The following is an 18,565-nucleotide window of genomic DNA, read 5'->3' as shown; positions in this document are numbered from 1 at the left end:
GCAACTGGATAATTATTCAGGTCACTTCAACCCCGTAAAGGAGATTAATAAAATGACTCAACGAGTCCCTAACGTCGTATTTAAAACCCGTGTTCGTGACGAAAGCATCGGCGGTGATAACCCATTCCGCTGGCAGGATGTCACTACTGACGATATTTTCAAAGGCAAAAGCGTGATTGTTTTTGCACTGCCCGGCGCGTTTACACCAACCTGTTCAAGCACCCACTTGCCAGGCTACGAAGAACACTATGATGAATTGAAAGCCAAAGGCATTGATGAAGTTTACTGTCTGTCAGTGAACGATGCTTTCACCATGTTCCAATGGGGCAAACGTCAGGAAGTAAACAAGGTTAAATTGCTTCCAGATGGTAACGGCGATTTCACTCGCGGTATGAATATGTTGGTGAAAAAAGAAAATCTGGGCTTCGGTGAACGTTCATGGCGTTATTCCATGCACGTGGTAGACGGTGAAATCAAACAGCTGTTTTCTGAACCGGGCCAAATTGATAACTGCCCTGATGATCCGTTTGAAGTCAGTGGTGTCGATACAATGCTGGATTATTTGAACAAACAGTAACATCGCTTTAGCCATGATTCACCGGGCCTGTAGCCATTCAGGCCCGGTGTTTTTTTGCAAAGTTAAGCAGTAAACAGGAGTTTTACAGATGAAATACGATTACGATTTATTTGTTATTGGTGCCGGCTCAGGTGGTGTTCGTGCCAGCCGGATGGCGGCATCTTATGGTGCAAAAGTCGCTGTGTGCGAAGATCGTTATCTGGGAGGCACCTGCGTTAACGTGGGTTGCGTACCAAAAAAACTCTATGTTTACGCTTCTGAATATTCATCACACTTTACCGATGCCAAAGGCTTTGGCTGGCAGGTCAGTAAACCGGCTTTTGACTGGGCAACATTACGTGATAACAAAACCCAGGAAATCAGTCGTTTGAATGGCGTTTACGAAGGCATTCTGGACCGGGCTGGAGTCGAGATCATCGATGGTAGAGGTAAAATTATTGATGACCATACTGTCGAAGTTGATGGTAAAAAATTCACCACTGAACGCATTTTAATTGCGACCGGCGGCTGGCCATTTGTGCCGGATATCCCTGGCAAAGAACACGCTGTCGATTCCAACGGCATCTTTGATTTAGCTGAGTTTCCACAACGCTTAGCGGTTGTTGGTGGTGGTTATATTGCGGTGGAATTTGCCGGTATTTTCCATGGTTTGGGCGCTCAAGTAACTCAACTGGTTCGTGGTGGTGGCTTATTAAATGGTTTTGATAAGGAAATAGCAGAGTTTGCCGCCGAGCAAATTCAGCAAAATGGTGTGCATATTCGTTTTAACACCGAAGTTACAGCTATTGAAAAACAACCGGATGGCAGCCTGTATTTAACTATGAGTGATGGTCATCATTTAACAGTAGATACAGTATTGTTTGCCACCGGCAGAAAACCACATCTGGATGGTTTAGGCCTGGAAAATGTTAACGTCACTCTCGCAAAAAGTGGGCATATCGAAGTGAACGACACTTTCCAAACCTCTGAACCGAGTATTTATGCTTTGGGTGATGTAACCGGTGGTATTGAATTAACACCTGTCGCATTAGCAGAGGGTATGGCATTGGCTGGCTATCTGTTTGATGAGCAGCCATGCAAACTGGATTACAGCAATATTGCGACGACTGTGTTTTGCCAACCGAATATTGGCACAGTTGGCATGACCGAAGAGCAGGCGCGGAAGGAATATTCCAATGTATTGAAATTCCGTTCAAACTTTCGGGCGATGAAAAATACCTTAGGTGGTTCGCAGCAACGTACTTTAATGAAATTACTGGTAGACGCTGAAACCGATAAAGTGCTCGGCGCGCATATGGTAGGCGACTCGGCTGGTGAAATCATGCAGGGCATTGCTATTGCCATTAAATGCGGTGCCACCAAGGCTGATTTTGATGCAACTATCGGGATCCATCCGACAGCGGCAGAAGAGTTTGTCACTATGCGTACACCGGTTAGCGATTAATCAGGAAAATCCTGAGCCCAATCAGGTGATTCACTGAGGTGTTGTTTATGTAATCGCAGTAATCTGTAACCAAGTCAGCAAATGCTGATACCAAACAATGAGGAGAAATATTATGTGGACTAAACCAGAATATTCAGACATGCGTTTCGGTTTTGAAGTAACAATGTACATCTGCAACCGTTAATACGCCGTAGTTAAAATAAAAAAGCCTCAATCTTCGGATTGGGGCTTTTTTTTGTCTTCCGGAAACCTCATACCATCACTCTGGTCTGATTGCCGAATTCAATTTATATCGGATCATCATGCGCAAAATTGCAATCATTGGTTGTGGGCTGGCTGGCCTGACCCTGGCCCACCTGCTTCGACCATTTGCTGAGATCCAACTATTCGATAAAGCCAGACGTGCGGGTGGTAGATTGGCATCTCGTTCAGCCGGCTCGTTTAATTTCGATACTGGCGCGCAATTTTTCACGGTAAAAACCAAGCGTTTTGCTGAATTTATTCAACCATTAATCGAACAGCAAGTGATACAACGCTGGGATGCCGATTTTGTCGAATTCTCAGGCAGCAAACAAATCGCCCGGCGCAAATGGAATGCGGATTATCCACACTATGTGGGTAGTCCCGATATGCAGGCGATAGCACAAGCTCTTGCTGGAAACTTAAATATTCAATTTGACTGCCAAATTACCCAGCTTCAACATTGCGATGCAAAATGGAGTCTCTTCAGTGACGATAAACTGGTGACAGACAATATTGATTGGGTGGTCTGCTGTCTGCCGGCGAAACAAACTGCAGATTTGTTACCAGAACATTTTGAAAATCTTAACGCTATTGAAAAAACACAAATGCTGGCCTGCTACGCTCTGATGTTAGGGTTTGACGAACCACCAGAACTGGATTGGCAAGCCGCTTTGGTCAGTGATGCCATCATTAGCTGGATGTCGGTAAATAGTAGCAAGCCTGCTCGTCCTGAGGCTTTTTCCATGGTGATTCAAGCCAACAATCAGTGGGCCGAACAACATCTGCATCAAGCCGATCAAACCATTACACAATTGATGCTGGCAGAAGTTGAACGGATCAGCGGTATCAATGCTGCTAACGCCAGCCATATAGATTTGAAACGCTGGGTTTATGCAAATCTTCCAGCACAGGTGGGTCAACCAGCTTACTTAGATACCGAGCTAAAATTAGCGGCCTGTGGTGATTGGTGTATTCAGGGAAGGGTTGAAGCGGCATTTAGTAGCGCTGAGGCCTTAGCACAGCAGCTTATTGCATATTTAAAACATAGCCAAGTTGGTCAATAAAGTGTTGGTCCGACAAGCGTCACGCACTATCACCCAGCACGGTGTTGGCTAGTTAACGGTAGTAGTTACTCTGAGATACTGCAGCAGTATAAATGATCTTTATCCAGGCTCAGCCAGACCGGCATCTCTCGAAACTGATGAACGTGCGGCAGAATGTAACTTATTGCAGACCTTCTCAGCATCTTTCAGATTACGTTTTGCTTTCATGACCCGCTTGTCTTCAATCATCGCGATCATGCCTACCACACCAACGATACTGGCTATCGCTCCGGCAATGCCTCCGGATAACCAGGCAATCAGCATAGCCAGAATAATCAAGCCAAACACTTGTACCACGGTAAATTGTGAAGCCAGTTTTTCTTTCTGGCAGTTCGCCAGCTTTTTCTCCCACAGCAGTGTCAGTTCTTCCAGCTCTTCCTCGGTCAACACATGAAAATTCACGTAATATTCAAGACCGATAATCTCGTCGTTATCATTTCGAGAACTCATATCAATGGTTTCGGCCATCAATTTCAGCGCACTATAAGTATCTTCATCCTTTTCCATACACTCTCCATCCCCATTGTTGATTCACTATCGCTCAAGCTGTAATGCGGGCTCTAGGGCGATTTTTCCCAAAATTTATTTTCACGAGATTTTCACTATCATCCAAACAGACTTAGTATCAAACCTGTTAAAACAATCTGGCCCTGGAAAATGACCAAAAATCTTTTAAAAACATTGGGATATTGTTTATCAGCGCTGACATTGATGTTCACCGGCTTCACTGCCAGTCATGCCTTCCAGCCTACCATGGCGTATGTGGAAAATCTTCAGATTGATTTAATTTTTGATGATGCCGGCAGTTTTCACAATGAACGCGCCGCTGTAATGATTGCTCATCAAGGGCGGGCGCAATTTGCCATCATTAACCCCGAAGGTGACATTTTATTTACTGCAGATGAAATCAATGATGTGGACAGTGGCGTGACGGCTTATCGTAAAGGCAATCTATGGGGTGTTATCGATCGTGATGGCAACGTGCTTGTTCCGCCAACTTACCCTCGAATTCAATCCTTCAAACAAGGCTTTGCGGCGTTTATTAAAAATGGCAAATGGGGATTTCTCAATAGCGCTGGTGAAGAAATGGTCCCCGCTCAATATGACAAGGTTGGGGTGTATTCCGAAGGTTTAGCCGGGTTTCAGCAAAATGGTAAATGGGGTTATCTGAACACTGAAGGCGAAGAAATTATCATCGAACAGTTTGATGAAACACATATCTTCAGTGAACAACTTGCAGCAGTAAGAATAGATGATAAATGGGGCTATATCGATGCCCAGGGTAATTTTCTGATTACGCCCCAATTTGATCAGGCAAGAGTGTTTCGTGAGGGGGTTGCAGCTGTTTTGGTTGATGGAGAATGGGGTTATATCACTAACACCGGTGATTGGCTGATTCAGCCACAATTTGAAGAAGCCAAGGCCTTTGGCGAAGGGTTTGCGGTTATTAAACAGAATGGGCTTTATGGTTATATCAATTCCAGCGGAGAAATACTGGTTCAACCCTATTTTGATGATGCCTGGAATTTCAGTGAAGGTCTTGCACGGGTGGAAAAAGATGCCATGGTGGGTTATATCAATACTGATGGCGTTACAGAAATTGAACCGGTATTCGCATGGGCTTACTCGTTCTCAGACGGTTTGGCGGTGATAAGTCATAACTATCGGCAATATGGCTTTATCAATCGTCAGGGCGAAGTGGTTATCGAGCCACAGTTTGAACATGCTCATCCCTTTAAAGAAGGTCTGGCAGCGATAAAGATCCGTGATAAGTGGGGTTATATTTCCAAAGATTAAGACAATTTATCTTTCGCGATTGCCTCTTCAGCTTCATCGGTTTCCTCATCCAGCCAGCGATACAAAGTACGTCGACCGATACCCAGTAATGCTGCAGCGCGACGTTTATTGCCACCAACTTCACGTAACACCATGTTCACATAACGTTTCTGTAACTGATCTAAGGTCGGCAACACCGCTCCAGCCAGTAACTCATCATTTTGCTTTTCCGTCGCCGGGCTGGTTGGCGTTTCTGAAGAAGATTGATTTTCCAGTAACCTTGCCGGTAAATGTTGTGGTTGCACCCAGTCTTCAGTGCAGAAGGCAAAAGCTCTTTCCACCACATTTTGTAACTCTCGAACATTACCTGGGAAAGCGTAGTGACGAATGATTTCCAAAACCTTGTCACTGAATCCTTTAATGTTGCGACCCTGTGCCACCACCAATTGCTGTAAAAACTGTTGGGCGAGAATTTCCCGGTCTTCTTCACGCTCTCGCAATGGCGGTACCGACAATGCAAACGTCTCCAGCCGATAAAACAAATCCTCACGAAAACTGCCTTCAACTACTTTTTGCTTTAGATCCCGATGCGTAGCAGCAATAATCCTGACATCGACTTTCTCTTCGGTGTCCTGGCCAACCGGCCGAATTGAACCATCCTGTAACGCTCGCAACAGTTTTGCCTGCAATGCCATCGGCATTTCGCCAATTTCATCCAGTAACAGACTACCGCCATTGGCTTCCTGCAATAAACCTTTACGGGCTTTTTTTGCTCCGGTAAATGAACCCGCTGCATGACCGAAAAATTCACTTTCCAGTAATTCTTGTGGAATACCGGCGCAGTTAACCGCTAAAAAAGGCCCCTCAGCGCGATCACTTTCTGCATGCAGAGCTTTGGCAACCAACTCCTTACCGGTACCACTTTCACCATTAATCAATACTGGCCCTTGCGCTCGACCAATCACTTTTATTTGCTCAAACAGGTTGCGCATGGCTTCACTACGGCCAAACATCTGATGAAAGCTGGGTTGCCGATTAAGTTTACGAAATTGAAATAACTCATCATGCAATTTACGTGTTGCAACCACACGTTCTACCGCCAGCAGAAAATGCTCCAGATCCAATGGTTTGGTCAAAAAGTCATCGGCTCCTGCCTGTAAGGCCTGTACTGCCTGACGTACACTACCAAAAGCCGTTATCACGATAAGCCCTGGCCGTTGCTCTTCCGGCCAATGTGTCACTACTTGTTCCACCACTTGCATGCCATTGCCATCAGGCAATCGTAAATCACTTACAATCAAAGCAGGTTGATTGATATTCAACCACTCCAGAGCCGATTGGATCTGATGATGAACCACCAGACTCCAGCCTTCGGCTTCTAATTCATCACTGATCAATCTCGCCAGTGCCTGATCATCTTCTATTAATAAGATCGGTAAATTTTTGTTCTGTTTGTTTTTCATACTGCAGTTCCAGAATCTTGGGTCGAAACCAACGGTAAAATCAGAGTGAATCTGGCTCCGCCTAGCGGGCTTTCGCTCAAAACCACTTCTCCTTGATGCTCACGCATGATTCTCTGCACAATTGCCAGTCCCAGACCACTGCCTTCACCGGGAGCTTTAGTCGTAACAAATGGCTCAAATACCTGATTTTGCTGATCGGCGGTAATGCCCGGCCCAGCATCATCAATATGGATCTGTAGTTGCTTTTCCACTTGCCAGGAAAGCTCAACTGGCCCACTTGGGCACGCCTGACAGGCATTGCGTAATAAATTGATTAAAGCCTGCTCCAGACTTAACGAATCACCGTTGATTTTGGCCTGCGGGCCTTTAATCAAGGTAATTTGATAACCTTGATTGGCTAACAGTGATTCAGACCTTTCGACCAATGAGGTCAAATCCAGATCACGCATCTGTGCTCGTGATGAACGACCAAAACTGAGCAATTGCTGAATAATCGAGGTCATTCTGGCCGCTTGCTGGCGAATTTCATTTAATTCAGCAATGTCTTTTTCATTGTCCATACGCCGTAATAAACGATTGGCTCGCCCATCAACCACCGTTAGAGGAGCGCCAAGTTCATGCGCCACACCAGCAGATAATTGGCCCAACGCTGCCATGGTTTCAGTCTGGCGTAATCTTTCAGCCATTTGCTCTCGTGCGGTTCGTTGTTGAGCTTCGCTGTTTTCAACCTGTTCAATCGCATCGAGCATGCCATTGAGCCCTTTGGCCAACTGACTGATTTCAATGGGTCCTTGCTCGGCAGCACGATGTTGTCGATCGCCATGACTGACCCGGCGCATACTTTCGACCAATCGCTGTAACGGTGCTTCAATTGCCCGCTGATGCGAATAGCTGATGACCCCTAAAATAATTAAAGAAACCAATCCAAAACCGCCCCAGGCCCAATACTTTAATTCGGTTAATTCACGATCTATATCACTGCGTCGTCGGGTTACCTGCAGCAACCCATTTGGCTGGCCAGTTGCATCAAATAACGGCATAAAAAACGAATACACATCACGACCGCGAATCCGTTCATATTGAGCGAATTCACCCTGCATGATTTGTTCTAGTGCATCGGTTGCCTGTTCCTGAGTGGGATTTACCACCCCAAAGCTGCTTAATCGCTTGCCGTTGGCATCAAATAAATAGGCACCATAGACTTCGGTAATACCAAATACCGAGGCCATGCTGTTTTGCAATTGATCAAGATCCTGACGTTCCAGTGCTTGAGATACCGGTAGATGGATTGTTCTGGCGACTTGTTGCAAGTCGCGTTGCATACGCTCTTCGATAAACTGACCGACCATCGATAAGCCAATCGCCAGAATGAAAGCCAGTACCAGTAACACCGGTAAGGCGACCTGCATAATCAACACTAAACGCAAATTGCTGAAAATCGAAGGAAATCGCATTTTTAAGCCTCGTTATGACACTGAACTTTATGGCACATGAGCCAAAATGACACACCTAATAGCACTGGTCAAGTCAACCAAATTCTCGCACGCAAATCACAACCTTAAACATACCTTTTAAATTCAATTACTTATAAATAACTCTATGTGTTGGCATAGAACTCGCACTAGTGATGGTGTGTTTCATAACCAATAAAGGAAAACACCATGAAAAAAACAGCGATGTTAGTTTCAATCTTAATGGCATTAGGTTTAAGTACTTCTGCGATGGCAGAACAAGGTTACGGCTCACCGGAGCAGGCTACACCTCAAGCACCAATGCCTGAAACTGCTCCAGCTGCCGATTTCAGTGAAGCTGATCTGCAGAAATTTGCTGATGTTCAGGATGATCTCGAAGACATCCGTAGTGAATATTCAGGCCGGCTGGAAAGCACAGAAGATCCAGATCAAGCTGCACAACTACAACAAGAAGCGAGCCAAAAAATGGTTCAGACTGTTCAAGACAAAGGTTTAGATGTTGAAACCTACAGTAATATCGCTTTAGCTATTCAAAGCGATCCTGAGTTGCGCGATAAAGTGCAATCAATGCTGAACTAAGTTCGTTTCAGCTTCGTTTGTAGTAAAAAAGCCGGGGTTCTCCCGGCTTTTTTATGTCTGTCAGTTGTGACCTGACCTAGTTTTATAGTGATAGGCTAAAAGATACAAAGCCGGTAATACGATTAATGTCAGTATTGTGGAGGATAAAATTCCGCCTACAACTACCGTCGCTAACGGTCGTTGCACTTCTGCACCGGTACCGGTATTAAGTGCCATCGGCAAAAAGCCCAATCCCGCCACTAAAGCCGTCATTAATACCGGTCGAAGTCGTTGCATTGCACCCTGAAAAACTGACTCACGCAACATCAACCCCTGATCACGTAACTGGCGGATGAACGTCAACATCACTACGCCGTTTAAGACCGCAATTCCTGATAAGGCGATAAAACCCACTGCCGCTGAAATAGATAACGGCATATCCCGCAACATCAACGCAATCAAACCGCCGGTTAATGCCATCGGTACACCAGTGAATATCAACAATGCATCGCGTAGCGAATTAAATACGCTGAACAATAACAGCAGTATCAGTAACAAGGTCACAGGCACCACAATCATCAAACGCTTGCTGGCTGACTCCAATTGTTCAAAAGTGCCGCCGTATTCCAGCCAATACCCTGCTGGCAGATCAAGTTCAGATTCGTTTTGCTGAACCTCGGCGATAAAAGATCCTAGGTCTCTGTCGACCACATTGGCACTGACAATCACATGGCGTTTACCGCTTTCACGGTTTATTTGATTCGGACCACTGATTTCATAAATATCCGCAATCTCACCTAACGGTACATAGGACAAATCAGCATCATCACTATTGGGTAGCCAGATGGGTAACTTGGCCAGCCGATCTGGATTTTCACGTATTTCATCTGCTAATCGCACCACAATACGAAAGCGTTTGTCCCCTTCATAAATCAAGCCGGCAGGTGTGCCACCTATTGCGGTTTGAATAGTTTGCTGCAGACTGGCAATATCCAATCCCAACAAGGCCAGATGATCACGTTGCGGTTCAATCGACAACATCGGTAAACCGCTCAGCTGTTCCATCCGAACATCTGTCGCACCGGTCACCTCAGCCAACATTTGCTCAGCCCGCCCGCCTAATTGATACAGCATGTCCAGATCATCACCATATATTCGCAGTGCCACATCAGCCCGTACCCCGGCAATCAGTTCGTTAAAACGCATTTCAATTGGCTGGGTGAATTCATACAGATTTCCCGGCACAGCTTCTACGGCTTCACGCAATTGCCTCAGAAATTCGGCTTTATTCAAGCTGGGATCCGGCCATTGTTCAGCGGGTTTGAGAATTACAAAGGTATCCGCCACGCTGGGCGGCATCGGATCGGTGGCAATCTCCGGAGTGCCAATTTTGGAATAAACATGTTTAACCTGAGGAAATTCAACTATTACCGATTCCAACTGCTTTTGCATGGCAACTGACTGCTCTAAGCCCGTTCCGGTAACGCGTAAAGCATGCAAAGCAATATCGCCTTCATCAAGTTGTGGCAGAAACTCACTACCCAGCTTTGACCCATAATGAATGGTGACACTGACAAACAACGTGGCAGCCAATACGATGAGCAACGGCAATCGTAATGACAGTTTTAAAACCGGCTGATATAGCCAGCGAGCAAACCGCATCAATGGGTTTTCCCGTTCAGCAACTTTGCCGGTAACCATAATCGCAATAGCCGCCGGGACAAAAGTTACTGCAAATAGCAATGCGCCGATTAATGCAGCCACCACGGTAAAAGCCATAGGATGAAACATTTTGCCCTCGACACCGCTAAGCGCAAAAATCGGCAGATACACCAGCATGATAATAAACATGCCAAATACCGCCGGGTTAAATACCTCACGAGTGCTATCAATCACCTCCGTCAGGCGTTCCTGCAAAGTTAATAAGCGGCCCAGACGTTGTTGTGCCAAACCCAATCGGCGTAGGGCATTTTCCACCACAATCACTGCCCCATCGACAATCAGGCCAAAATCAATGGCTCCAAGACTCATTAAATTGCCTGAAACACGATTACTCACCATGCCGGTAATCGCAAACAACATACTTAACGGTATGACCAGAGCGGTTATCAATGCTGCCCGAATATTTCCCAGCAATAAAAACAACACCACGATCACCAGCAAAGCACCTTCAAACAGGTTTTTTTGCACAGTTTTAAGTGTTCTATCCACCAGTGTGGTGCGGTCATACACTGCTTCAGCCACAATGCCGGCCGGCAAGCTTTGATTAACCTGTTCCAGTCGTTCGGCAACCGCTCTGGCAACCACACGACTGTTTTCGCCAATCAGCATAAATGCCGTACCCAATACCGTTTCCTGTCCATCACGGGTGGCCGCACCGGTACGCAGCTGTTTGCCAAAAAACACTTCGGCAACATCTGCAACCCGCACCGGAGTGTCATCGCGTTTGGTAATAACCACGTTGGCAATATCTTCAAGCGATGTTAATTGCCCCGGAGAACGCACCAGCCATTGTTCCCCATTGCGTTCAATATAACCGGCCCCGACATTTTGATTATTGCGGATTAATGCTTCGTTCAGTTCAGCCATGCTGATCTTGTAAGCCAATAATTTGGCCGGATCCGGTGCCACCTGATATTCGCGTTCAAAACCACCGATACTGTTAATTTCAGTGACGCCCGGCACTTTCACCAGCTGAGGCCGAATGATCCAATCCTGAATAGTGCGTAAATCTTCAGCTGTGTATATTGTGCCATCAGCTTTTACAGCACCAGTTTCAGCCCGCACACTATAGGTAAATACCTCACCAAGACCGGTCGCTATCGGCCCCATTTGTGGCTCTATTCCATCCGGCAATGTAGTGCTAATACTCTGTAAACGTTCACTGATTAGCTGCCGGGCAAAATAAATATCCGTGCCTTCGGCAAAGACGACGGTGACCTGAGATAAACCATATCGGGATAACGAGCGGGTGTAATCCAGATTGGGTAATCCTGCCATCGCGTTTTCTACGCTATAGGTAATACGCTGCTCAACTTCCAATGGTGAATAACCATCGGCTTCAGAATTAATCTGTACCTGAACATTGGTAATATCCGGCACTGCATCAATATTAAGTTGAAAAACGTTGTAAGCACCCACTCCGGAGATAATCATTGTGATAAAAAGCACCAGCCAGCGGCGCTCGACAGAAAAACGTACAATTAAGTTAATCATTTTCTGCTCCTAATGATCATGGGTGGCACCCGCTTTGAGCACCTCCGCCTTGAGCAGAAAACTGTTTGTTGTTACGTATTCACTGCCGGGTTTTAAACCTGAAATCACCTCGACATAGTCTGCATCCTGTTTGCCGAGGGTCAGCATTCTTACTTCAAAGGTATTACCGTAGCGAACAAACACGACCGGCACATCACGAAAACTCTGAATTGCACTGCGTTTAACAGCCAGTTTTGCAGGATATTGCTCAACCATCACTTCAGCATTGATATGCATTCCTGGCCGCCAGTTACCCTTGGCATTAGCGATTTCAGCTCGTGCTCTGGCAATATGACCAGCTGTCATTTTGGGCGAGATATAACTGATGGTTGCCTCGGCTGATTCATGCTGATGCAGATCATTTACCCGAATCGGCATACCGACCCGAAGCTGTTCGATATCGGCAGGAAACATCGATAATTCGATCCAAACACGGGATAAATCGCTGATTTGCAGCAAATTACCCATATCACTATGGTCACCCGCATTTGCATTCCGCTGCGTCACTTCACCGTTTGCCGGACTGGTAATGGAATAACTTTGCAGCGTGACCTGATTACGCACGGTTACTAAAACCTGGCCTTTTTTAACCTTATCACCAGTTTTAACCAACACTGATTCAATAATCCCTGGATACGGCGCCTGCACACGGTACTGACGGTCTTCTGGCAGCGTGACCACCCCATATAACGCATTGGAAATCGATAAGGTTTTAGACCCTGCCTGTTCGGTTTCAATACCTGACAGCTTTATCAATCGATCGCTAATCTCACTGCGACCCTCAAAATTATCGTAATGCCAATGATAGGATGATCCCTGATATTGGGCTTCCACTACCACCTCAAAGGAATGAGGCTCCTCGACTACCGTATCACCGACGAGATAATCCGCTTCAGCAGCAAAGTCGATAATATTCTCTTCACCATCCAGACGAATAAGCGTCACCATCAACTCTACTTGCTCAGGATCAACAGGCTTATTTTGTTGATAGGCATATACCCGCAGTTCCGGCGGCACACCTTGTTCATAGAAGTTTATTTCCAATGAAAGCCTTTCACTTTCTAATAGTCGGCCACCGTGTGGCCCTTCTAGTGGTTCTTCATGATCCTGATGTTCACCATGGTCATGGGCTGGTGCGGCTATTGCCATTGAAAATGGCAACAACAGCAGGCTAAAAAATACTGTTATTAATTTCATCGGTTATTCCTGATAACTGGCCGTAAAGATTGAACGGCTAAGCGGTATGCCGGTTAAGCGTTCCAGTTCGAGTAACTGCAGATGTACAGCGGTTTGGGCTTCGATCAGATCACGTTCAACAGTGAAGGATTCAGCCTGTGCATCCACCCACTGCAATACGTTGTATTGGCCTGATTGATAGCCTGCTTCAGTTTGTTTAAGTAGCTCACGGGTCAGGGGAATAAGCGTTTTTTGTAGCCTTTCCACCTGTTGCTGGTTATGACGCATGGCCTGATAGATTTCCAGTAATGCCATACGTAACTCAGTTTGGGTCAGCTGTTGTTGCAGAACCCCGGCTGCATATTCCGCATCAGCCGCGGCGATATTTCCCTGGTTACGATCATGGATTTGCAAAGGCATGGAGAAGCTGAAAACCAAGGCATTGTCATTTGCCGCTTCTAAACGTCTTATTCCTGCACCAAAGGTAATGTCCGTTCTGGATTGTGCTTTACTGAGACGCAACTGTGCTTCACGTAAGCGAATAAAAGCATGGCTTTGTAAAAACGCTGGTGACTGAGTGATAGCCTGTTCCAGCATGTCTTGCTCTGGCAACGCTGGCAGTTGCTGTAATTGGCCTTCAAGCTGCGAAAAGTCAACCTCTTCACCCCAACTGGCAGCCAGTTGCTGATAGGCCATCTGACGTTCGCCAGTCAGCTGCTGTGCTCTGGATTCTGAACGCTCCAATAAGAGCTGCATTCGTAATACATCAGCCTGGCCAACAGCGCCTGCTTCTGCCCGATGCCTGATGATCTGCAAAGCCTGTTGCTCAATATTAAGTCGTCGTTGATTCCAGCTTAATAAGGCATCAATACGCAGCCCCTGCAGATATTTCATCGTGACATCAGATAAGGTATCCAGACGTTGGCGCTCAAACTCGTACTGCAACTGGCTGGATGTAGCATCAACCAAATCAATACGTTTTTGGCGTTTATCGCCCATTTCAATAAGCTGACTTAACGATAAGGTTAGCTCTGCACCGGAAAGACCACGGCTTTCTCCGCTACCAAATACATTTTCCAAATCTGCCTGAAGTTGTGGATTAGGTGGCAAGCCGGCTTGCAGTTTTTGTGCTTCCAACGCTCGTTGTTGATAAGGAAACTGCTGCAGTTGAGGACTTTGCAGTAAGGTGCGCTCTATCGCCGTTGCCAGATTCAGACTCGGCTGATTTTCTGCCCGCACAGCCATGCTCCATACTGCCAATGCTAAAAGTAGCGGGCAGATCAATAGCCTGTTAGCGAATAATTTCGTTTGATGATTCATGATGAACTCCATAACACCACCAGCTGAAAAGCCGGCAGCAAAACATTAAGTTGTTTAAAACGTTATGGAATTAAGCGTTGGGGGGTGGTAATAGCGGCGAATAATACAAAGTAACCAGCTGACTGCTGCTGGTTCGGCTGACAGCGTCTGCTGTCAGCGTATGGGGAGTCATAGTGAAACTGACCAAATCGGCAATCAGATGCAGGTGCAACTGATGATCGTGGTCAATATCATCATGATGCTGTCCATGATCTGCATGACTGTGCACGATACTTAAATGCGCCGAATAATGATCGTCAGGCAGATGAGCGACAGACGCAGTGACAACACTCACCATCAATAAATTGATGATAATAAATACTGCTGTCAGCATACGTAGTCGTATAGTCATGGATGGAGCTTAGCTTAAACACATCATAAAAGTCAGCCTTTCAGCAACACAGCATTCTCGGGCACATTTTGTTTGAGCTTGTCACAAGCACCTTGAGCAGGTTGTTGATCAGGGGTGCGGTTTTTATACCAGATACGACAGGATCCCGGTGAGGGAATGTATTCAGCAGGTACCGCACTTGATGAGCCAGAATACCTATCACTGTTAACCACGCTATAGGCAGCACAGCTAGTCAACACAACGAATATCGGCAAAGCCAGCAGTCGGTGAAAGCGAGGTGTCGATATTCTCATCAGTGATTCCTCATAACTTGATTACCATAGTGATAATCTCAAAAGCCATTAACTACGAGCCAGTTTGGCTACTTTTGCTGCAGCTTTATCAACACTGGTAAAGGCAATCAGATTAGCAAAGAATCCAATCACTAATGCATCAATTTGCCAGGGTTGTTGCAAAATCACATTCCAGACGATGGCTGAACCGATGCCAGCTACTGCTCCGGCAATAAACCGTTTACGACTTACATAACATCCAAGAATGGCCATCATTAAAGGGACCAACACCGTTGGCGCCCAGAAGTTATACGCGTAAATCAAAATATCAATCACGCTATCAATCGACAAGGCAAAAACCATTGAGGCAATACCTACCAGCAATGTGACCACACGCGCCAGCATTAATTCTGACTTAGCTGTTAACGGGGTTTTGCGTAATGGCCTCACAATGTCATTACTGAAAGCAATCGAAGCCGAATTTAAAAACGAGTCTGCCGAGGACATGATGATCGATACTATGGCTGCGGCCACAATACCTTGCAATATGGGAGGCACAGCCTGTTGGATAACATACGGCATTGCAAGATTGGCATCTAAAGCCGGCTGCATTACCAGCGCCACCAAGCCAATTAAACCGGTAACAGCGAAAAACGGAATAGAAAACAATCCGCTTAATAATGAACCACGAATAACATCTTTGCTGCTTTTGCCAATTAATAAACGTTGCAGATAAGGCGGTACCAATGTCTCACCCAGCATAAAGGTCAAAAATAACGACAATAAGGCAATAATCGCTAATGGTTCAGTTGGTAAAGACAGATGTGCTTCCGGTAAATTGGTTTGCATGGCTTGCCAGCCACCGACATGCTGCAAGCCAAAATACAGTGTCATCGGAATACCCACGGCGAGCACAATAAACTGAATAATATCGGTCCAGACAACTGACCGCATGCCGCCGACAGTTGCATAAGCGATAACAATGCCGCAGCCAATCAACACGCCCCACACCCGATCGACATCAAGAAACAGGTTAAATACATAGCCCATCGCGCCGATTTGAGCGCCGAGGATCCCGGCACATAAGGCCAGCGAAAATACGCCACTGAACAATCGCGCCCCTTTACCATAATGCTCATCCATTATGTCGCCAACCGATATGGCATTGGGATAACGCATCATTTGCGGTGCAATATAACGGGCGACCAGAATCTCTTTGATGCTGAAACCCCACAAAGCAACGATATTACTTACGCCAACCAGAAATACTTTTTCGGCATTACCCATCGAAAACCCGCCCCCAATAAACGACGCGGATAAGGTTGCAAAAATTACCAGTGTGCCAAAGGATTTTCCTGCCAGGGCATAATCGTGCATGGTTTTAATACCACGTCCAGCCCATAATCCAATAAGTAAAACGAAGATCAGGTAAACGATTACAACCACAGATTCCATATTTTGTTTGTCCGAATAAGTAAGGGCTAGCTGAAGCTTACGTGTTTTTCAGACATTAAAAAACCACCCGAGCACATGGACTGGGGTGGTTTCAATTGTTTCTTCTGTAAAAGCGATGAATTAGATCATTAAACTTTTACGTTAATAACATTACCCAAATTACCTTGAGGCATTGGAACCGCATCCAATAACTTCATCACTGCCTGACCTTGAGCAGCAATCTGATCATTGGTTAATTTCAGCGTTGCGACCATTTGTTGTTGGGCAGATTTCTGTACTGACAACTGAGTTGCCATTGCAGCAACGTTTGTTGTTTCCATAATCGACTCCCTTATTCGTTGACTAAATCGTTATCGGCAGCTTATTTCAAAACTTTATCGGCAACTTGTTCTACAACAAATCCCAATGTCTGCCGTATTTCACTTCGAGGTTGATCTTCCATTTCGGCGATTTCAGCAGCCGAATGGCCAGCAGACCAATGCTGACGAACAATACGCATCTGATCTACGGTTAACGAACTAAGCACTTCTGCTGTCATTTGATCCTCAATAAAATCCGGATCAAGTTCGCCTAATTCCAATTCATCCGAAACCGGGACTCGTTCTTGCTGTCCCCATCGTTCAAGCAACAGACCAGCTTTAGCGATTCTTTCCTTGCGCTGATTCTGCAAGGTTTCAATCCGCGTTTTACCTGCGGTTCGATTCAGTTTTTTCCCCACGGTACACCTGCCTGACTTCAATGAACTCAATGCTAATGTCAAATTCTACCGGCAAACTTACCAGACAATTAAAACATTACTTTTCTTCGAAAAAACGTTTGAAAACGTCCTTCGCGGCATTACGTGTTTCCTCATTGTAACCGACAACCAGCCCGGCTAGTAAAGTAGCCATGACAGATTTTCCTGGGTGTTGATGAATAATCTTGCTTATCGCCGGAGTAATCACTGCCTGGAGAATATTTTCCAAATCGTCCACATCAGGCGTGTTGGCTTTTTGCATGCCAGGGGAAGCGACTTTGGTGCGATATACAGCAAATTTTGCTATCAACATCACCAAAATAGCCGCGAAAGCATAACCACCAGCAGTAATAACAGCAGCAATATTAGGAGGATAGTGAGCCAGTAAAGCCAGATAGATAGCAAAGCCAGCGAACCCGAGTGCAAATATGCCTAACAGTGTTGCAACCGTTAATGCCACGGTATTGATTTGTACTCTAGAACGCCAGCCCATGCTTATCTCCTACTACTAAATTCCATATTTACCGGCAAAAGGTATTGTTTAACGATCCAGAATTTTACCAATCACCAAGCCGATACCAAAAGCAACCGCCATACTGCTATATGGGTGGCTTTCAACTTCGCCCTGAACTCGAGTAAAAGATTCTTTTACTTGATCCTGTGCATGACCGGCTGCAACTTTGACACGATCCTGGCTTTCTTTGGCATAGGTTGCTGTCATCTCTTTTAATGTTTTAGTGACTTCAGCAAAGTCCTTACGCAAGGTATCTAATTGTTCTTGAAGTTCTTGATTTGTATTTTGAGCCGTTGCCATTTAAATATCTCCTTGAAAATTATCTGTCGCTTCGGACAGGCTAAATATGTGACAGTACGATTAAGTTGATTACTTCAATCTTTTAATTTGTGGCATCTTCAATTGCATCGCCAGCATCTTCAACTGCTTCATCAATTGCTTCACCCGCCTCTTCCGCTGGCCCTTTATCATCACATGCTGTGATAAACCCAACACTTGAAAGCGCAAAAGTCATCAGCAAAATCTTAGATAAAAGCCGGAAAGGATTTGGATCAGTTTTATTTAACATTTTTTATGTTCCTCTTTAAACATTAAGCTTTGATGTCAAAATGCAGATCTGCAATTGATTAATTTAATCTTGCTAAAACATTTATTAATTAACTTTAACAAGTGTACTCCCACGCTATCTTTTTAACCCAGATTTCGCTTTAACCTGTGTTAAGGAGCTTTTTTTATAATCGTCCTATCGTGTAATTCCCATCAACTTTAACAAGGACATACCATGATTAGTTGGGCGTTAACGTTTTTAAT

20 protein-coding genes are annotated in these 18,565 nt (G+C 45.5%); 6 read left to right on the top strand and 14 right to left on the bottom strand.

Annotated elements, in window-relative coordinates:
• The first annotated feature begins 52 nt into the window (after positions 1-52).
• The 4 genes from Q7V21_RS00805 to Q7V21_RS00790 all read left to right on the top strand — a co-directional run bounded on the left by Q7V21_RS00805 (position 53) and on the right by Q7V21_RS00790 (position 3,328).
• On the top strand, positions 53-577 hold the full coding sequence (locus Q7V21_RS00805; protein ID WP_304915475.1) for a peroxiredoxin: 525 nt from the start codon (positions 53-55) through the stop codon (positions 575-577).
• 88 nt (positions 578-665) lie between these two features.
• Entirely contained in the window at positions 666-2,021 is a 1,356-nt protein-coding gene (gene gorA, locus Q7V21_RS00800) for a glutathione-disulfide reductase (protein WP_304915474.1), read from the top strand.
• 112 nt (positions 2,022-2,133) lie between these two features.
• Positions 2,134-2,205 carry a pyrroloquinoline quinone precursor peptide PqqA gene (gene pqqA, locus Q7V21_RS00795; RefSeq protein ID WP_081443609.1) on the top strand — a complete coding sequence of 24 codons (72 nt, stop codon included), beginning with the start codon at positions 2,134-2,136 and terminating at the stop codon, positions 2,203-2,205.
• A gap of 118 nt (positions 2,206-2,323) precedes the next feature.
• A complete protein-coding gene (locus Q7V21_RS00790; RefSeq protein WP_304915473.1) occupies positions 2,324-3,328 on the top strand; it encodes an NAD(P)/FAD-dependent oxidoreductase in 1,005 nt (334 codons plus the stop codon).
• A 99-nt stretch (positions 3,329-3,427) separates the two neighbouring features.
• Here Q7V21_RS00790 and Q7V21_RS00785 read toward each other — a convergent pair whose 3' ends face one another.
• Entirely contained in the window at positions 3,428-3,874 is a 447-nt protein-coding gene (locus Q7V21_RS00785) for a hypothetical protein (protein ID WP_304915472.1), read from the bottom strand.
• Positions 3,875-4,024: 150 nt separating this feature from the next.
• Between Q7V21_RS00785 and Q7V21_RS00780 the strand changes: the two genes are divergently transcribed.
• Positions 4,025-5,164: a WG repeat-containing protein gene (locus Q7V21_RS00780; protein WP_304915471.1), complete on the top strand. Its 1,140-nt coding sequence runs from the start codon at positions 4,025-4,027 to the stop codon at positions 5,162-5,164.
• Here Q7V21_RS00780 and Q7V21_RS00775 read toward each other — a convergent pair.
• Positions 5,161-6,606 carry a sigma-54 dependent transcriptional regulator gene (locus Q7V21_RS00775; RefSeq protein ID WP_304915470.1) on the bottom strand — a complete coding sequence of 482 codons (1,446 nt, stop codon included), beginning with the start codon at positions 6,604-6,606 and terminating at the stop codon, positions 5,161-5,163. The two genes, Q7V21_RS00780 and Q7V21_RS00775, sit on opposite strands and share 4 nt — an antisense overlap.
• Positions 6,603-8,060, bottom strand: coding sequence for a sensor histidine kinase (locus tag Q7V21_RS00770; protein ID WP_304915469.1), 1,458 nt, complete (start codon positions 8,058-8,060; stop codon positions 6,603-6,605). The genes Q7V21_RS00775 and Q7V21_RS00770 overlap by 4 nt, the downstream gene beginning before the upstream one ends.
• Before the next feature lie 207 nt (positions 8,061-8,267).
• Here Q7V21_RS00770 and Q7V21_RS00765 point away from each other — a divergent pair, with 207 nt between their 5' ends.
• Complete coding sequence (locus tag Q7V21_RS00765; protein ID WP_304915468.1) at positions 8,268-8,657, top strand: DUF4168 domain-containing protein; 390 nt, start codon at positions 8,268-8,270, stop codon at positions 8,655-8,657.
• Between the two features lie 60 nt (positions 8,658-8,717).
• Here Q7V21_RS00765 and Q7V21_RS00760 read toward each other — a convergent pair whose 3' ends face one another.
• The 11 genes from Q7V21_RS00760 to Q7V21_RS00710 all read right to left on the bottom strand — a co-directional run bounded on the left by Q7V21_RS00760 (position 8,718) and on the right by Q7V21_RS00710 (position 18,323).
• Positions 8,718-11,852 carry an efflux RND transporter permease subunit gene (locus tag Q7V21_RS00760; protein WP_304915467.1) on the bottom strand — a complete coding sequence of 1,045 codons (3,135 nt, stop codon included), beginning with the start codon at positions 11,850-11,852 and terminating at the stop codon, positions 8,718-8,720.
• 9 nt (positions 11,853-11,861) lie between these two features.
• Positions 11,862-13,088, bottom strand: a complete 1,227-nt coding sequence (locus tag Q7V21_RS00755) for an efflux RND transporter periplasmic adaptor subunit (RefSeq protein WP_304915466.1) — start codon at positions 13,086-13,088, stop codon at positions 11,862-11,864.
• A gap of 3 nt (positions 13,089-13,091) precedes the next feature.
• On the bottom strand, positions 13,092-14,387 hold the full coding sequence (locus Q7V21_RS00750; RefSeq protein ID WP_304915465.1) for a TolC family protein: 1,296 nt from the start codon (positions 14,385-14,387) through the stop codon (positions 13,092-13,094).
• A 70-nt stretch (positions 14,388-14,457) separates the two neighbouring features.
• Positions 14,458-14,778, bottom strand: a complete 321-nt coding sequence (locus Q7V21_RS00745; protein ID WP_304915464.1) for a hypothetical protein — start codon at positions 14,776-14,778, stop codon at positions 14,458-14,460.
• A gap of 32 nt (positions 14,779-14,810) precedes the next feature.
• Entirely contained in the window at positions 14,811-15,071 is a 261-nt protein-coding gene (locus Q7V21_RS00740; protein WP_304915463.1) for a hypothetical protein, read from the bottom strand.
• A gap of 48 nt (positions 15,072-15,119) precedes the next feature.
• Positions 15,120-16,505, bottom strand: a complete 1,386-nt coding sequence (locus Q7V21_RS00735) for a sodium:solute symporter (RefSeq protein WP_304915462.1) — start codon at positions 16,503-16,505, stop codon at positions 15,120-15,122.
• Between the two features lie 128 nt (positions 16,506-16,633).
• Complete coding sequence (locus Q7V21_RS00730) at positions 16,634-16,825, bottom strand: hypothetical protein (RefSeq protein WP_304915461.1); 192 nt, start codon at positions 16,823-16,825, stop codon at positions 16,634-16,636.
• A gap of 41 nt (positions 16,826-16,866) precedes the next feature.
• Positions 16,867-17,223 carry a hypothetical protein gene (locus Q7V21_RS00725; protein ID WP_304915460.1) on the bottom strand — a complete coding sequence of 119 codons (357 nt, stop codon included), beginning with the start codon at positions 17,221-17,223 and terminating at the stop codon, positions 16,867-16,869.
• 76 nt (positions 17,224-17,299) lie between these two features.
• Entirely contained in the window at positions 17,300-17,734 is a 435-nt protein-coding gene (locus tag Q7V21_RS00720; protein ID WP_304915459.1) for a phage holin family protein, read from the bottom strand.
• 48 nt (positions 17,735-17,782) lie between these two features.
• Positions 17,783-18,055 (bottom strand): YqjD family protein, encoded by a 273-nt coding sequence (locus tag Q7V21_RS00715; RefSeq protein ID WP_304915458.1) that lies wholly within the window; start codon positions 18,053-18,055, stop codon positions 17,783-17,785.
• An 82-nt stretch (positions 18,056-18,137) separates the two neighbouring features.
• Positions 18,138-18,323, bottom strand: a complete 186-nt coding sequence (locus Q7V21_RS00710; RefSeq protein ID WP_304915457.1) for a hypothetical protein — start codon at positions 18,321-18,323, stop codon at positions 18,138-18,140.
• Positions 18,324-18,565: the final 242 nt, after the last annotated feature.

This window comes from Methylophaga sp. (assembly GCF_030651745.1).
The sequence above is the reverse complement of the archived record's forward strand: the minus strand, read 5'-3'. Positions and strand labels throughout refer to the sequence as shown.

Bases quoted from the DNA above. Each gene is read 5' to 3' on its own strand.
- Q7V21_RS00805 (WP_304915475.1), top strand. From the start codon at position 53: ATGACTCAACGAGTCCCTAACGTCGTATTTAAAACCCGTGTTCGTGAC.
- gorA (WP_304915474.1), top strand. From the start codon at position 666: ATGAAATACGATTACGATTTATTTGTTATTGGTGCCGGCTCAGGTGGT.
- Q7V21_RS00790 (WP_304915473.1), top strand. From the start codon at position 2,324: ATGCGCAAAATTGCAATCATTGGTTGTGGGCTGGCTGGCCTGACCCTG.
- Q7V21_RS00785 (WP_304915472.1), bottom strand. From the start codon at position 3,874: ATGGAAAAGGATGAAGATACTTATAGTGCGCTGAAATTGATGGCCGAA.
- Q7V21_RS00780 (WP_304915471.1), top strand. From the start codon at position 4,025: ATGACCAAAAATCTTTTAAAAACATTGGGATATTGTTTATCAGCGCTG.
- Q7V21_RS00775 (WP_304915470.1), bottom strand. From the start codon at position 6,606: ATGAAAAACAAACAGAACAAAAATTTACCGATCTTATTAATAGAAGAT.
- Q7V21_RS00770 (WP_304915469.1), bottom strand. From the start codon at position 8,060: ATGCGATTTCCTTCGATTTTCAGCAATTTGCGTTTAGTGTTGATTATG.
- Q7V21_RS00765 (WP_304915468.1), top strand. From the start codon at position 8,268: ATGAAAAAAACAGCGATGTTAGTTTCAATCTTAATGGCATTAGGTTTA.
- Q7V21_RS00760 (WP_304915467.1), bottom strand. From the start codon at position 11,852: ATGATTAACTTAATTGTACGTTTTTCTGTCGAGCGCCGCTGGCTGGTG.
- Q7V21_RS00755 (WP_304915466.1), bottom strand. From the start codon at position 13,088: ATGAAATTAATAACAGTATTTTTTAGCCTGCTGTTGTTGCCATTTTCA.
- Q7V21_RS00750 (WP_304915465.1), bottom strand. From the start codon at position 14,387: ATGAATCATCAAACGAAATTATTCGCTAACAGGCTATTGATCTGCCCG.
- Q7V21_RS00745 (WP_304915464.1), bottom strand. From the start codon at position 14,778: ATGACTATACGACTACGTATGCTGACAGCAGTATTTATTATCATCAAT.
- Q7V21_RS00740 (WP_304915463.1), bottom strand. From the start codon at position 15,071: ATGAGAATATCGACACCTCGCTTTCACCGACTGCTGGCTTTGCCGATA.
- Q7V21_RS00735 (WP_304915462.1), bottom strand. From the start codon at position 16,505: ATGGAATCTGTGGTTGTAATCGTTTACCTGATCTTCGTTTTACTTATT.
- Q7V21_RS00730 (WP_304915461.1), bottom strand. From the start codon at position 16,825: ATGGAAACAACAAACGTTGCTGCAATGGCAACTCAGTTGTCAGTACAG.
- Q7V21_RS00720 (WP_304915459.1), bottom strand. From the start codon at position 17,734: ATGGGCTGGCGTTCTAGAGTACAAATCAATACCGTGGCATTAACGGTT.
- Q7V21_RS00715 (WP_304915458.1), bottom strand. From the start codon at position 18,055: ATGGCAACGGCTCAAAATACAAATCAAGAACTTCAAGAACAATTAGAT.
- Q7V21_RS00710 (WP_304915457.1), bottom strand. From the start codon at position 18,323: ATGTTAAATAAAACTGATCCAAATCCTTTCCGGCTTTTATCTAAGATT.